Annotated in this window: 15 protein-coding genes; 6 read left to right on the top strand and 9 right to left on the bottom strand. The window is 73.9% G+C overall.

The window, feature by feature from the left end:
* Nucleotides 1–42: 42 nt before the first annotated feature.
* Entirely contained in the window at nucleotides 43–699 is a 657-nt protein-coding gene (locus tag ACZ55U_RS22595) for a hypothetical protein (RefSeq protein WP_465528261.1), read from the bottom strand.
* A 326-nt stretch (nucleotides 700–1,025) separates the two neighbouring features.
* Between ACZ55U_RS22595 and ACZ55U_RS22590 the strand changes: the two genes are divergently transcribed.
* From ACZ55U_RS22590 to ACZ55U_RS22575, 4 genes are all read left to right on the top strand, one after another.
* On the top strand, nucleotides 1,026–1,748 hold the full coding sequence (locus tag ACZ55U_RS22590; RefSeq protein ID WP_465528259.1) for a hypothetical protein: 723 nt from the start codon (nucleotides 1,026–1,028) through the stop codon (nucleotides 1,746–1,748).
* Between the two features lie 416 nt (nucleotides 1,749–2,164).
* Nucleotides 2,165–3,100 carry a DMT family transporter gene (locus tag ACZ55U_RS22585; protein ID WP_465528257.1) on the top strand — a complete coding sequence of 312 codons (936 nt, stop codon included), beginning with the start codon at nucleotides 2,165–2,167 and terminating at the stop codon, nucleotides 3,098–3,100.
* A gap of 247 nt (nucleotides 3,101–3,347) precedes the next feature.
* On the top strand, nucleotides 3,348–3,626 hold the full coding sequence (locus ACZ55U_RS22580) for a hypothetical protein (RefSeq protein WP_465528255.1): 279 nt from the start codon (nucleotides 3,348–3,350) through the stop codon (nucleotides 3,624–3,626).
* Between the two features lie 86 nt (nucleotides 3,627–3,712).
* Nucleotides 3,713–4,234: a hypothetical protein gene (locus ACZ55U_RS22575; protein WP_465528253.1), complete on the top strand. Its 522-nt coding sequence runs from the start codon at nucleotides 3,713–3,715 to the stop codon at nucleotides 4,232–4,234.
* 66 nt (nucleotides 4,235–4,300) lie between these two features.
* Here the strand turns inward: ACZ55U_RS22575 and ACZ55U_RS22570 are convergent, their stop codons facing one another.
* Nucleotides 4,301–4,591 (bottom strand): hypothetical protein, encoded by a 291-nt coding sequence (locus ACZ55U_RS22570; protein ID WP_465528251.1) that lies wholly within the window; start codon nucleotides 4,589–4,591, stop codon nucleotides 4,301–4,303.
* A gap of 252 nt (nucleotides 4,592–4,843) precedes the next feature.
* Between ACZ55U_RS22570 and ACZ55U_RS22565 the strand changes: the two genes are divergently transcribed.
* Entirely contained in the window at nucleotides 4,844–5,290 is a 447-nt protein-coding gene (locus ACZ55U_RS22565) for a nuclear transport factor 2 family protein (RefSeq protein ID WP_465528249.1), read from the top strand.
* Nucleotides 5,291–5,336: 46 nt separating this feature from the next.
* Here ACZ55U_RS22565 and ACZ55U_RS22560 read toward each other — a convergent pair whose 3' ends face one another.
* Nucleotides 5,337–6,077, bottom strand: coding sequence for a TetR/AcrR family transcriptional regulator (locus ACZ55U_RS22560; RefSeq protein WP_465528247.1), 741 nt, complete (start codon nucleotides 6,075–6,077; stop codon nucleotides 5,337–5,339).
* A 151-nt stretch (nucleotides 6,078–6,228) separates the two neighbouring features.
* Here ACZ55U_RS22560 and ACZ55U_RS22555 point away from each other — a divergent pair, with 151 nt between their 5' ends.
* A complete protein-coding gene (locus ACZ55U_RS22555) occupies nucleotides 6,229–6,873 on the top strand; it encodes an NADPH-dependent FMN reductase (protein WP_465528245.1) in 645 nt (214 codons plus the stop codon).
* 134 nt (nucleotides 6,874–7,007) lie between these two features.
* Here ACZ55U_RS22555 and ACZ55U_RS22550 read toward each other — a convergent pair whose 3' ends face one another.
* The 6 genes from ACZ55U_RS22550 to glyA form a co-directional block, all read right to left on the bottom strand.
* Nucleotides 7,008–7,181 (bottom strand): hypothetical protein, encoded by a 174-nt coding sequence (locus tag ACZ55U_RS22550; protein ID WP_465528243.1) that lies wholly within the window; start codon nucleotides 7,179–7,181, stop codon nucleotides 7,008–7,010.
* A 103-nt stretch (nucleotides 7,182–7,284) separates the two neighbouring features.
* Entirely contained in the window at nucleotides 7,285–8,115 is an 831-nt protein-coding gene (locus ACZ55U_RS22545) for a hypothetical protein (RefSeq protein ID WP_465528241.1), read from the bottom strand.
* Nucleotides 8,116–8,315: 200 nt separating this feature from the next.
* Nucleotides 8,316–8,867 (bottom strand): hypothetical protein, encoded by a 552-nt coding sequence (locus tag ACZ55U_RS22540; protein WP_465528239.1) that lies wholly within the window; start codon nucleotides 8,865–8,867, stop codon nucleotides 8,316–8,318.
* Nucleotides 8,864–10,546: a hypothetical protein gene (locus ACZ55U_RS22535; protein WP_465528237.1), complete on the bottom strand. Its 1,683-nt coding sequence runs from the start codon at nucleotides 10,544–10,546 to the stop codon at nucleotides 8,864–8,866. Before ACZ55U_RS22535 ends, ACZ55U_RS22540 begins: the two co-directional genes overlap by 4 nt.
* A gap of 317 nt (nucleotides 10,547–10,863) precedes the next feature.
* A complete protein-coding gene (locus ACZ55U_RS22530) occupies nucleotides 10,864–12,231 on the bottom strand; it encodes an L-serine ammonia-lyase (RefSeq protein ID WP_465528235.1) in 1,368 nt (455 codons plus the stop codon).
* Nucleotides 12,232–12,393: 162 nt separating this feature from the next.
* Entirely contained in the window at nucleotides 12,394–13,662 is a 1,269-nt protein-coding gene (gene glyA, locus ACZ55U_RS22525) for a serine hydroxymethyltransferase (RefSeq protein WP_465528233.1), read from the bottom strand.
* Nucleotides 13,663–13,687: the final 25 nt, after the last annotated feature.

Raw genomic sequence — 13,687 nt, 5'->3', positions numbered from 1 at the left:
AGGGTGGTGCGGCCTCCACGCCCGGCCGACCGCCACGGCCGGCTACTTGACCGCCTTGGCCAACTCCCGTGCCAGCGACACCGCGTCGTCAGGGAAATCGCCTGACTTGCCGGCGTTGACCAGAAGCTCCAGCACTCGGTCGCCGATGCGGACGAGGATCGTCTCGGTGCCCAGGTAGTTCCCCTCCGGGAGCATCTTGAAGTCCAGCGCCTCGTCGCCCAGTCCGGCCACCGGCTTGGCGACGAGGCGCATCTCGATATCGCTGTGTCCCTGGCCCGTGCCCTTCTCGGTGAACGACGGGCAGCGCGCCACGAAGTCCCTGATCACACCCAGTTGCTTCGCCGCGTCGCCGGCGCGGAAGGAAGCCACGGTCACCCCGCCGGCGTGCTCGCCGTCGGTGGACCATATGTTCTGGCGGGCGTACGCCGCGTAGCCGTCCAGCACCGTCAGGTTGTTCATGACGCCGCACGGCGCCGTGGGCCCCAACCCCGTGGTGGCGGAGAGCACCTGCGATCCGCTGTCCGACGGGGTGCTGGGGCCGTACTTGTCGGTGAGGGTCCAACCCGACGGGACGGTCCCCTCGGTGGGCAGATACGCCCTGAGGGCGCTCCCGAGGACGATCGACGGATCCACGACCGGGGCGGCCGAGGTGGGCGTCGGGTCCGGCAGGACGGGGCCTCGGGTCGGGAGGCCCGTCACAGTCACCAGGACTGTCGGGGCGGTGGACATCGCCCCCGTCGGGCCGGCCGCCTTCGGTGAACCTTCACCGGAACACCCGGCCACGGCGGCCAGAGCGAGCAGGGCTCCAGCCGTCACCGGAACTCGCACCTTGGCCATGGTGAACCTCGCTTCCTTCACGCTGACATGACATGGGGTCAACAACGCTACCCCGCCCGCCGGCAGCGGCTCGGCCGAAGAAGGACCTCCCGCCGGTCCTGCGGTACCGGCCGTCAACCGGCGCATGGCCCGTTCACGCGGTCAGGTGGGAGACTCCGGCGCATCACGCGACCCGAGGAGTTCGAGGCATGGCAGCAGATCCCGTCGACGGGCCGACGGCCGCACGTGGGCAGCGAGTTCTGGATCTCCTGGACAAGGCGATAAACCTCCAGGGCCCGCTCGTGCGCAAGAACATAGCCCGGGCCCGTCAACGGAACCCGGAGGCGACGCCGGCACAGGTGATCCGCAACCTGGAGCGGATGTACGTCAGTGCCTTGACCGGGGCGGGAGCCGCGGTCGGCGGAACCGCGGCCGCTCCCGGCGTCGGTACGGGAGTCGCACTGGCCCTGTCGGCGGGCGAGGCCTTCTCGTCCCTTGAACTGAGCGCGCTCTTCGCGCTCTCGATCGCCGAAGTCCACGGAGTCCCCATCGACGAGATCGAGCGCCGTCGGACGATCGTGATGGGAATCATGCTCGGCGGAAGCGGCGCCACCACCATTCCCAAGATCGCCGAGCGCACGGGGCAGCACTGGGCGCGTCAGATCGTCGCCAAGGTGCCGGCGGAGACCCTGCGGCAGATCAACAAGGTCCTGGGGAAGAACTTCGTCACCAAGTACGGGACCAGGCAGGGGATCATCGTTCTCGGCCGAGTGGCGCCGTTCGGCATCGGCGCCGTGGTCGGTGGCGGCGCCAACGCCGCCGTCGGCGCGGTGGCGGTGCGGTCCGCGCGTCGTGCGTTCGGCCCGCCTCCGGAGTCGTGGCCGTGCCCGGTGTCCAGCGCGCCGCCCACATCCGAGAACCCGCACGACTGACAACCGGTCGATTGCGGCCCGCATCTCCGCGCGGGGTCGACGGTCCGGCACCGCCGACGGCGCGCCGGTGGTTGCGCGCGAGCCGGGCGCGCCCCCGGCTGCTTCGGTGCGCGCCTCCCGCCGGCTGTGGCGCCGCTCCAGAGTGGTCATCGATCGTGTCCTTCCTTCCTGACGCAGCTCCCGACCCGGGCCCGGGTAGCATCGGACCCGTGAACCTGTACTGGCACGTCGTGCTGCCACCGCTCAGCGCCTGATCGGGCGCGCGCTCCGGTGGCTTGATCCCCTACGACCCCGGCCCGGCCTGACCACGGCCGCCGTGGGCCGATGGCGTGCGCCCGTTCTCGAAACCTCCCTCTGACGGTCTTCGACGACGGAAGTTCACGACTGTGCCGAATCGTTCCTCTTCGCATGTCCGCATGCCTGCTCGTTCAGCTGCTCGTTCGGCTGCCGGTCCGGCTGCCCGCCCGCGCGGCGGCGCGGTGCCGATCCTGGTCGCCGCCGTCCTCTGGGGCACCACCGGGACGGCGAGTTCGCTGGCTCCCGGGGGCGCTCCGGCGGCCGGGATCGGGGCCGCCGGGCTGGTGCTCGGCGGGCTGCTGCTGTTCCTGTCCGACCGCACCGCCCGCGCTCTGCCCCGGCGGTGCGCGCCGCGCGAACGGTGGCTGCTCGCGGCCGGCGCCGTCGCGGTGGCGGGGTACCCGGTCACCTTCTACCCGGCGGTGAGCCGGACCGGGGTCGCGGTGGCCACCGTGATCGCGCTCGGCAGCGCGCCGGTGTTCACCGGACTGCTCGGACTGCTCGCCCGGCAGGGGCGGCCGGGCGGGCGGTGGGCCGGGGCCACCGCGCTGGCGGTGCTCGGCTGCGCCGTCCTCGTGCTGGGCCCCGGACTCGGTGGGGGCGGTACGGCGGGCGGTACGGCGGTGGACCTCCTCGGGGTGCTGCTCGCGGCGCTCTCGGGGCTCTCGTACGCCGTGTACTCGCTGATCGGCGGGCGGCTGATCTCGCGCGGGCACCCCTCGGGCGGGGTGATGGGGGCGATGTTCGGCGGCGGGGCGCTGATCGTCCTGCCGGTGCTGCTGGGCGGCTCGCCGGGCTGGCTGCTCTCGCTGCGCGGGGCGGGCGTGGTGCTGCACCTCGCCGTCGTCACCACCTTCCTCGCCTACCGCCTGTTCGGCCACGGCCTGCGGCACACCACCGCCCAGACGGCCACCACACTGACCCTCGCCGAACCGGCCGTCGCGGCGGTCCTCGGCGTGGCCGCCCTGGGCGAGCGGCTGCCGGCCGTCTCGTGGTGCGGCCTCGCCGTGCTGGCCGGGGGATTGGCGTTCCTGGCCCTGCCGGGGCGGCGGTAGCGGTGGGGCGCGCGGGAAGTCGGCCCGGCCGACTTCCCGCGTCGTGGCACCGCCGAGCCCCTTCCGATAACCACTGGGACAGGCGGCGTCGCATCGCCATACTGGTGCGATGTGCTTTCGAAGGGGAACTCCGAACCGGCACTACGTGTGCCTGCCCTGTCGTTCCTCGTCCAAGAAGCGTGGTGAATGGGCGAGTCGATGCCCGCGCTGCGGTGGGGCGCTGATCGACGCGGGCCAGGACCTCGCCGTGCCGAAGCGGAGCGACACCGCCGGGTGGCGGGCGCTGACCGCCCTGCTGAACGCGGGCGTCACCTTCCACTCCGGCTGCTGCTACGGGCCCGGCTGGCGGCCCCGCACCCCGCGCGAGGTGCGGGAGCGGCTGGCCGCCACAGCGGGCACCGGCGTGCCGGCGCGCGTGGCGCTGACGACGGTCGACATCGACGAGCTCCGCTCCGCGCCCGCCGCGCGCCTCACGCCGGGCCGCCGGCGTGGGCCCTCCGGTGCCCGGCGGCGAGCGGTTCGCTGAGGGTCTGCGGCGTCTGACCCGGTAGCGGCGCGGTGCGGTCGCCGCGTGGGGGAAGCTGCCGCGAGGACACCGAAGGGGGGCGGGGCATGGGGAGCCTGCTGAGGGCCGCTTCCGGAGTCCGTTGGGGGCGGCTGCGGGACGCGACGGGGGCTCCGGCCGGGGGCGTCCCCTCGCTGCTGTCCCGGATCGCCCACGGCGATGAGGCGACGGCGCGGGCCGCCGTCGACGAACTGGCCGATGCCGTCTGCGCGCTGGGGTTCGTCGTCGGTGAGGCGACCGCGCCCACGGTCCCGTTCCTGCTCGAACTGGCCGGGGCACCGCACGTGGCCTGCAAGGGCGAGCTGCTGGACCTGCTGACGGACATCTGCCGGGCCGGCCAGTGGCATGCCGCCGCCGAACGCGTGCGGGACCCGGGCCGGTGGCCCCAGCCGGGTTGGGAGGCGGCCGCGAGGGCGGGCGTTCACGCGGGACGGCCGGTCGTCGTGGCTCTGGCCGCCTCCGTGCGGCCGGAGGAGGCCGAACCGGCGCGGCGGCTGCTGCGGGTGCTGGACGAGACTCCGGAGTTCGGCGGCCGGCCGGCGAGGCCGCGGGCGTCGTCGGCCGGGTAGTGGTGGCGGCCCGGCGGCCGCCGTTGCGCGAGAAGTCGGACCGGCCGACTTCTCGCGCAGTCGCGGTCAGGGGAAGTACACGCTGGCGCCGAACTCCTGGACTGTGCTGCCGCCGGGAGGAACGGTCGCGAGCACGCTGCCGGTGCAGTCGGGGCCGTCGTACACGCGGGCTTGCGCGTTGGTGCCGTTCTGCAGGAAGAGCGGCTGGAACGGCGCGTCGTAGCAGCCGCTCGGGTTCTTGATGGCCCTGCCGTTGAGGATGATCTCCCCTTGGGCGGCGAAGGCCGTGGCGGGCAGGGCGATGGCCAGGGTGCCCGCCGCGGCGAGGGTGCCGAGGGCGGTCGTGAGGCGTCGCATGAGGACTCCTTGGGGTGGGTGGTCGGGGCGGAGGAGCCCCGTCCCAAGGTCCCCGCCCGCCGGTGCCGGCGCATGTCCCGTGCGCCGAGCGGGCTACCCCGGTACGGGTGAACGGCTGCACGGGAAGTCGGCCGGGCCGACTTCCCGCGTGATCGGGCGGATCGCTTGCCGTCGGCGACCGCCTTTGGTGGGCTTGTGGGCGGCCCCGATCGGGCCGCCGCCACGCGATCGCCGTCCGAGGGGAAGCCCGCCATGCCCGACGCCACACCCGGCCCGCTCGACCTGCTCGCCCGCTACCGGCAGGCGATGCTCGACCTGGACGCGGACGCCCTGGCCGAGCTGTACGCGCAGGACGGGGTGCACGAGTTCCCGTTCCTCTTCCCGGGGATGCCCGAGCGGTACCGGGGCCGCGAGGAGATCCGGGCCGGCTACCGCCTCGCCTGGGGCGCGAGCGCGGCGCGGCCGACGGAGATCCGGGAGGTGGCCGTCCACCCGGGCGCGGATCCGCAGGTGCTCACCGTCGAGCAGCAGGTGGTCGGCACCCACGCCACCACCGGCGAGCCGTTCGCCCTGCCGGGCCTGCTGGTGATGCGCGCCCGCGACGGCCTGCTGGTGCACGTCCGGGACTACATGGACGGCCTCGGCGTGGCCCACGCGATGGGCCGGCTGGGCGCCGTCGCCGCGCGGTTGGGGGCCTGAGCCGCCCCCGCGCGGGAAGTCGGGCGGGCTCGGGTGGGCGGCGAGGTCAGAGGGCGAAGTGGGCGGCGATGCCGTCGAGGACGCAGTCGAGGCCGGTCTCGAACTGCCAGTCGGGGTCGTCCTTGCGGGTGGCCTCGTGGAGGTAGCGCTGGTAGCTGGGGTAGCGGCCGGTGTTCATCAGCCAGCTCATCCGGGGGGCGAGGCCGGCCCGGGTCTGGTCGCCGTCGGACCAGCCGCGTTCGCGGCGCATGGCGTTCAGGGTGACTTCGGTGGCGACCGAGCCGTGGACGTAGCCGGTGACGGTGCGGAACACCGCCATGGTGGTGTCCGCGTCCAGGCCGTGTTCGGCGAGGGCGGCGAACGCGTGCTCCGGGACGGCGAGTTGGTTGGGGCTGAGGGAGAACGGAGTGGCCGCCCGGATGGTCCACGGGTGGGCCAGGTGCATCGCCCGCAGGTGGAGGGCCAGGGCACGCATGGTGTCCCGCCAGCCTTCGGCGGGGGCGTCGAGCGGGAGCCGGCCGTACACGAAGTCGACCATCAGCTCGATGAGTTCGTCCTTGCCGGAGACGTACCGGTAGGCGGCCATCGGGGCGACGCCGAGGTCGCCGGCCAGGCGGCGCATGGTGACGGCGTCCAGGCCCTCCGCGTCGGCGATGGCGATGGCGGCCTCGGCGATCCGGTGCGGGGTCAGGGTGGTGCGCGGGGCGGGGGCCGGGCGGTCCAGACGCTCCCAGAGGAAGACCTGGGGCTTGTCGCTGTCACCACTGGGGGCCTGCTGAGCGGGCATGGGAACGGGCTCCTTCCGGCGCGGGGTCGGCTCCACGGTAGCACTCCCGTGTGTACGGCGTATCGGACAGTGGACGGCGTACGCATCGATGTGTACGTTGTATCCATCGCCGATGCGCCGTACACAGCGGCCATCACGGAGGGGGATTCCCATGTCCACGGAGCAGATCGCGCAGCGGGCCGAGCAGCAGTCCGCCGAGCAGCAGTCCGCCGAACAGAACCTGAAGATCGCCGTCGTGCTCGGCAGCACCCGCGAGGGCCGCTTCGGCCCGGTGGTCGCCGACTGGCTGCTCGGCCACCTCGAAGCCCGTGCCGACCTCGCCGTCGACCGGATCGACCTGGTGGAGACCCCGCTGCCCACCACCTTCCCGTCCTTCGGCGGCGAACCCGCCCCGGGCGACGCCGAGTTGCTGGCCGCCGTGTCGCCCCGGCTGGAGGCGGCCGACGCCTTCGTCTTCGTCACGCCCGAGTACAACCACAGCTTTCCGGCCCCGCTGAAGAACGCCATCGACTGGCACAACCGGCAGTGGCACGGCAAGCCGGTCGGCTTCGTGTCGTACGGCGGCCTGTCCGGCGGTCTCCGGGCGGTCGAGCAACTGCGGGTGGTGATGGCCGAGTTGAACGCGGCGACGATCCGCAACACGGTCAGCTTCCACGGCGCCGCGCAGTGCTTCGACGCCGACGGCAAGGCGCTCGACCCGGCCGCCGACGCCGCCGCCAAGACGATGCTCGACCAACTCGTCTGGTGGGCCCAGGCGTTGCGCGACGCCCGGCGGGCCCGCCCGTTCGCGGCCTGAGGGCTGACAGGAGCGCCATGGCCACGCAACCATCGCCCTAGCCGGCCGGACCGCCCGAGCCGGCCGGACCGCCCAAGCCACCGCTGCTCGGGGTGATCGGGCTGATGCTCGGCATGGCGGCCCCCGGGGCCCGTCTACACGGCGCGGCTGAGCCCGGCCGACGCCGCCCACCTGATCAGCGGCGGCGGGCTCACCCCGGCCTCGCTGACCGGGCTGCCCGAGGCCGTGCGGGAGGCGGTCGGCGAGGCCGTCGCCAGCGGCCTGCACAACGCCGTGGCCGGCGGCGCGCTGCTGGCGTTGGTGGCCACGGCGGTCGCGTGCCCGGCCCGGCAGGGTGGCCGGCCGGGTCCTGACCGGGCGCCGCGGGAGAGTGGACCGGCCGTGTGGCGGGCGGCGCCGTCGTAGGCCGGGTCAGCCCGGAGTGGGCGGGCAGTGGCCGGTGAAGCAGAAGGAGGCGAGCTCCGACCGCAGGAGGTCGTGGAGCGGGGTGGGCCAGCCGTTCTCGGGGCCGGCCACCAGGACGGCCCAGGCGGTGCCGTCCGGGCCGACGAGGACGTGGTCGACCGCGTGACGGACACCGGCGCCGGGCAGGTCGTAGGCGTACTCCAACTCGGCGCTGCCGTCCGGGTTCTGCTCCAGCCGGATGCGGCGGTAGCCGGGGAACCGGCTCGGCAGGCCGACCAGGCCGTTCTCGGTGGCGACGGCCTCCTCGTACGGGGACTTGGCGTCCATCGGGTACACCTGGAGCAGGCTGAGGCCGTCGGGTGAGTCGTAGAACACGGACTGCTTGTCGACCCGGCGCCGCCACCCCTCGGGGACGAGGAGGCTGAAGCCGTTCGGGTCCTGGACCGGTGTCAGTCGCGGGCCGGTGGTGGGCGTGGGCGACGGGACGGGTGTGGAGGCGGTGGCCGTCGGGGACGGCGGGGCGGAGGACCTGGTGGGGGAGGGGTGCGCCGAGGCCGTCACCGGCCCCGTGCGGGAGGCCGCCGGGACCGGCTTGCCACCGTGGTGACCGGTCAGCAGGTAGGTGCCGCCGCCCGCGAGCACGCCGATGAGCGCTCCGGCGAGCGCCGCCCACAGGAGCCGCCGGGAGGGGCGCCGCTCGGACGGCGGCTCCTCCCAGGGGGACGGCTCCCCCGGGAGCGGCTCACCGGGCGGGTCGGGCGGAACGGGAGGGGCGGGCAGCCGTGGGGGCGGGGGCGGCGGCGGAACGGCGGGCACGTCCGGTGGCACAGCGGGCATCGCCGGTACGTCATGCGCCACCGGCACCCCGGGAACAGGCGCCACAGGAGCCGGCGCTACGGGAACAGGCGCCACAGGAGCCGGCGGCGCCGGAGGAGCGGGCGGCGCCGCGCCCGCCACCGGCCGGTCCACCCACCGCTGGAGGTTCCTGTCCCAGTACCTCGCCACCGTCTCTCCCCCGTCGTCCGCGCGCCGCCGTCTCAGCCCAGGAACTGCTCGATCGCCTGCACCACCGCCAGCGCCGAGGCGAGCCCGGAGACCGCCGTGGCCGAGCTCCGCAGGAGGTCCCGCAGCCGCTCCAGCCGGGGGCGCGGCGCGGTCCCGGTGGCCTGGAGGGCGTCGTGGACCTCCGTCACCTCCTGCTCCACCTCGGCCACCCCGTTGCCCTCCGCCCGGGCGAACAGCGGGAGTTGCTCCCGGAGCCGGCCGAGTTCCGTCAGCAGTTGCCGGGCCGAGGCGCTCGTCCGCACCGAGGCGTCGACCGCCCGGGCGTCCTGGCCGGAGGCGACCGCGCCGCCCGTCATCAGTCCGACCGAGACGCCGCCGGCCACCGGGGCGGGAACGGCCGGCCAGGCGGCACCCGGCAGGGCGTCCGGCAGGGCCTCCGGCCCGCCGACCCGCTGCGAGCGGTCCTCCGCACTGGCGCCGTGGCCCGAGGCGACCGCCCCGCCCGTCATCGCGCCGATCGAGACCCCGCCGGCGGGCGGGGGAGTGCTCTCCTCGTCGTGCCGCACGTTCCGCTCCTCGCTCATCTGCTCTCCCCGCTCCCCTGCCGTGACGCCGTTCCGAAGGCGCCCTGGGCCGCCGGGTCCACCCCGGCCTGCGCCGTGCCGCCGTTGGTGGCGACGGCGCCGCCGCTCATCGCACCGATGTGGATGCCGCCCTCCATCACCTGCACCACCGTCTGCTCGAAGCGCCCGGTCTCGTACCCCTGGTTGTGCAGCGCCTCGCGCACGCCGTCGATGATCCGCTCCTGGATCGTCTTCAGGTACCGGTGGAGATCCAGCTCCTGGAAGATCGAGACGGTCGACGAGGCGGCGAGCTCGCGCAGCGACACCATCGGGCGCGCCGCCACCTGCACCGCGTCGTCCGCCCTCGTGCCGCTCGCCCGGCCGCCCGGGTGCAGCAGCACCCGCAGCGCCGCCGGTCCGGCGGTGAACGCGGACACCGCCGGGCGGCGCGGCCGCAGCCGTACGCCCCGCTGGGCCATCGCGTCCGCCAGCAGCTCGTACTCGCGCCACACCGGGCCGAGCACGTGCGGGACGACCTCCAGCACCAGCAGCTGCCCCTGGGTGTGCACCCGCAGCAGGACGGACAGCACCACCTGTTCGTCCCAGGCGCCGACCCGGACGCGCAGGAAGTGCCGGCGCCGCTCCCCGCCCTCGTCCACCGCCTCGGCGATGTGCTGGGCGATCTCGGCCGAGGTGCGCGGCACGTCGGCGCGGGCCGGGCCGTACGGCAGGAAGACCAGGTGCTCGATCTCCAGCTCGCGCAGCCGGTCCAGGCTGGTGTCGGCGGTGGCCTGCCGCAGGGCGGCCAGGCGGGGCACGACCAGGTCGAGCACGGTCCGCGCGGTGAGGTCCCGGGCGGGGACGACCACCGGGCCGGTGCCGCGGCGCTTCAGCTCCAGCGCGAACGACCAGGGGCGGTAGCGGAACCCGGCGCCGAGGAAGGGGTCGGCGGGGTCGTAGACGACGAGCGGCGAGTACTGCTCGGCGCTGATCGTCCGGTGCAGCCACCGGTAGTACGGCCGGTCGGGCAGCGGGCGCGGCGGCCGGCCGCGGAAGGCGTCGCGGTCCAGTTCGCGCCGGAAGGTCTGGGCGACGAGCAGCCGGTGCCCGCCGACCGCCGCCGCGAGGGCCAGCGGGAACAGCACGCCCTTCGGGTCCGAGTCGAAAGCGGGCACCGCCGCCACCCAGTACAGGAGCTGGCAGATCACGGCGAGGGCCGGGCGCCAGCTGCCGGAGCGCCGGGTGGTGGCCCGGCTGCCGATCGGCGCGGCGGGCGCGTACAGCGCGTACTCCCGGACCCTCGCGGGTTTGGCGAACCAGGAGATCAGCGTGACCAGGGCGTACAGGACGGCGAAGTTGAGGACGTACGGTGCCAGGGTCCGGGAGGGCGAGTCGAACAGCTGGCCCAGGTCCGAGGGCTGGGCGTACGAGTCGTAGCCCCGCACGCCGTAGGGGCCCCAGTAGCCGTCGGAGGCCGGGCCGTCGAACGCGGGCATGGTCTCGCCGTAGGCGAAGGCGATCCAGAGGGCGGCGACCACCGCGCCGGTCCACAGCTCCAGCGTGCGGGCCCGCAACGCGTGCGCCAGGACGGTGACGAGGTCGAAGCCCAGCGACGGCGGGACGGTGCGTTCGTCGTGTTCGACCAGTTCGCCGATCACCGACCGGCGGAACTCCGGGTCGAGGTACACCCCGGCGCACATCAGCCGGGTGGCCTCGGATCCGGCGTACGGCGACGGCTCCGCCGGATGCCCCGGCGGTGGCTGCCGCGCCCCCGGCGGTCCCGGCTCCCCGGACGGCTGCTGCGGCAAGGACGGCTGCTGCGGCATGGACGGCCCCGACGGCTGCCGCGCCCCCGGAGGCTCCGACGGCCCCGACGGCTGGACGTTCATCCGCCTCCCCCTTCGGCGTGAAGCACCCGACGGATTATGGCGCCACCGACCTCCCGTCTGCCAGTGATTGCACGCGAAAACCCCCGAACGGGACGGCAGTTCCGCCGGGGGCCCTCAGGCGGTCGCGATCAGCACTCGATGACGTTCACGGCGAGGCCGCCGCGCGAGGTCTCCTTGTACTTGATCTTCATGTCGGCGCCGGTCTCCTTCATCGTCTTGATCGCCTTGTCCAGCGAGACGTGGTGGCGCCCGTCGCCGCGCAGCGCCATCCGCGCCGCCGTGACGGCCTTGACCGAGGCCATGCCGTTGCGCTCGATGCAGGGGATCTGGACCAGGCCGCCGACCGGGTCGCAGGTGAGGCCGAGGTTGTGCTCGATGCCGATCTCGGCGGCGTTCTCGACCTGCTCGGGGGTGCCGCCGAGGACCTCGGCGAGGCCGCCCGCGGCCATCGAGCAGGCGGAGCCGACCTCGCCCTGGCAGCCGACCTCGGCGCCGGAGATGGAGGCGTTCTCCTTGAAGAGCATGCCGATGGCGCCGGCCGCGAGCAGGAAGCGGACGATGCCGTCCTCGTCGGCGCCCGGGATGAAGTTCAGGTAGTAGTGCAGGACGGCGGGGATGATCCCGGCGGCGCCGTTGGTCGGCGCGGTGACCACCCGGCGGCCGGAGGCGTTCTCCTCGTTGACCGCCATCGCGTAGAGGGTCACCCACTCCATCGCGTTGGCCGGACCGATGCCCTCGGCGCGCAGCGTCCGCGCCGCCGCGGCGGCCCGGCGGCGGACCTTCAGCCCGCCCGGCAGGATGCCCTCGCGGGTCATGCCGGCCCGCACGCACTCCTGCATCACGGACCAGATCTCCAGCAGCCCGGTGCGGATCTCCTCCTCGCTGCGCCAGGCCTTCTCGTTCTCCAGCATCAGGCCGGAGATGGACAGCCCGGTCTCCCGGCTGAGCCGCAGCAGCTCGTCACCGGTGCGGAAGGGGTACTTCAGCACGGTGTCGTCGGGCTTGACCCGGTCCGCGCCGATCGCGTCCTCGTCCACCACGAAGCCGCCGCCGACCGAGTAGTAGGTCTTCTCCAGCAGCGTCGAGCCGTCCGCCGCGTACGCCCACAGGGTCATCCCGTTGGCGTGGTACGGCAGCGAGCGGCGCCGGTGCAGCACCAGCTGGGTGTCCGGGTCGAAGTCGACGGTGTGCTCGCCGAGCAGGTTGATCCGCTTCTCGGCGATGATCCGCTCGACGTCCTTGTCCGCCTGGTCCACGTCGACGGTGCGGGGCGAGGCGTTCTCCAGGCCCAGCAGCACGGCCTTCGGGGTGCCGTGGCCGTGGCCGGTGGCGCCGAGCGAGCCGTACAGCTCGGCGCGCAGGCCCGTCACCCGCCCCAGCAGGCCTTCCGAGCGCAGCCGGCGGGCGAACATCCGGGCGGCGCGCATCGGGCCCACGGTGTGGGAGCTCGACGGGCCGATGCCGATGGAGAAGAGGTCGAAGACGCTGATGGCCACGGGGGACGTCCTTGTCTGGTCTCGTGGAAGGACTGGCGGGCAGGGAGGGGGCCGACACGGGACGGGGCACCGCGCACTGTCCTAGTGTGCGCGGTGCCCCGGAGCGCCAGGAGCGCCGGAGGGGTGAGGCCGGTCACCCCGCCCGAACGATCACCGGAGTGATCAGAGGTTCGGGTACAGCGGGTACTTCTCGGCCAGGGCGGTGACCCGGGCCTTCAGCGCGGCGGCGACGGTCTCGTCGAAGGCGGGCTTGAGCGCCTCGGCGATGACGTCGGCGACCTCGCGGAAGTCCTCGGCCCGGAAGCCGCGGGTGGCCAGGGCCGGGGTGCCGATGCGCAGGCCCGAGGTGACCATCGGCGGGCGCGGGTCGTTCGGGACGGCGTTGCGGTTGACGGTGATGCCGACCTCGTGCAGCCGGTCCTCGGCCTGCTGGCCGTCGAGCTGGCTGTTGCGCAGGTCGACCAGGACCAGGTGGACGTCGGTGCCGCCGGAGAGCACGGTGGCGCCGGCCTCGGCGACGTCGGCCTGGAGCAGGCGCTCGGCCAGGATGCGGGCACCCTCCAGGGTGCGCTCCTGGCGCTCCTTGAACTCCTCGGAGGCCGCGACCTTGAAGGCGACCGCCTTGCCGGCGATCACGTGCTCCAGCGGGCCGCCCTGCTGGCCGGGGAAGACCGCGGAGTTGATCTTCTTGGCGTACTCGGCCTTGGACAGGATGACGCCGCCGCGCGGGCCGCCCAGGGTCTTGTGGGTGGTGGTGGTGACCACGTCCGCGTACGGGACCGGGTTCGGGTGCAGCCCGGCGGCCACCAGACCGGCGAAGTGCGCCATGTCCACCATGAGCAGCGCGCCGACCTCGTCGGCGATCCGGCGGAACGCGGCGAAGTCCAGCTGGCGCGGGTAGGCGGACCAGCCGGCGATGATCAGCTTCGGCTGGTGCTCCTTGGCGAGCCGCTCGACCTCGCCCATGTCGACCTGGCCGGTCTTCTCGTCCACGTGGTAGGCGGCCACGTTGTAGAGCTTGCCGGAGAAGTTGATCTTCATGCCGTGGGTCAGGTGACCGCCGTGGGCCAGGCTCAGGCCCAGGATGGTGTCGCCCGGCTGGATCAGCGCGAACATCGCGGCGGCGTTGGCCTGCGCGCCGGAGTGCGGCTGGACGTTGGCGTGCTCGGCGCCGAACAGGGCCTTGATGCGGTCGATGGCGATCTGCTCGACCACGTCGACGTGCTCGCAGCCGCCGTAGTAGCGGCGGCCGGGGTAGCCCTCGGCGTACTTGTTGGTGAGCACCGAGCCCTGGGCCTCCATGACCGCCACCGGGGCGAAGTTCTCGGAGGCGATCATCTCCAGGGTGGTCTGCTGGCGGTGCAGCTCGGCGTCGACCGCGGCGGCGATCTCCGGGTCGAGGGCGTGCAGGGACTGGTTGAGAACCGTCATGGTGTGGTCTTCCCGGGGGAGGAGG

The sequence above is a fragment of the Kitasatospora sp. NPDC034533 genome (genome assembly GCF_055575155.1).
This window is presented reverse-complemented; position numbering and strand designations above follow the sequence as displayed.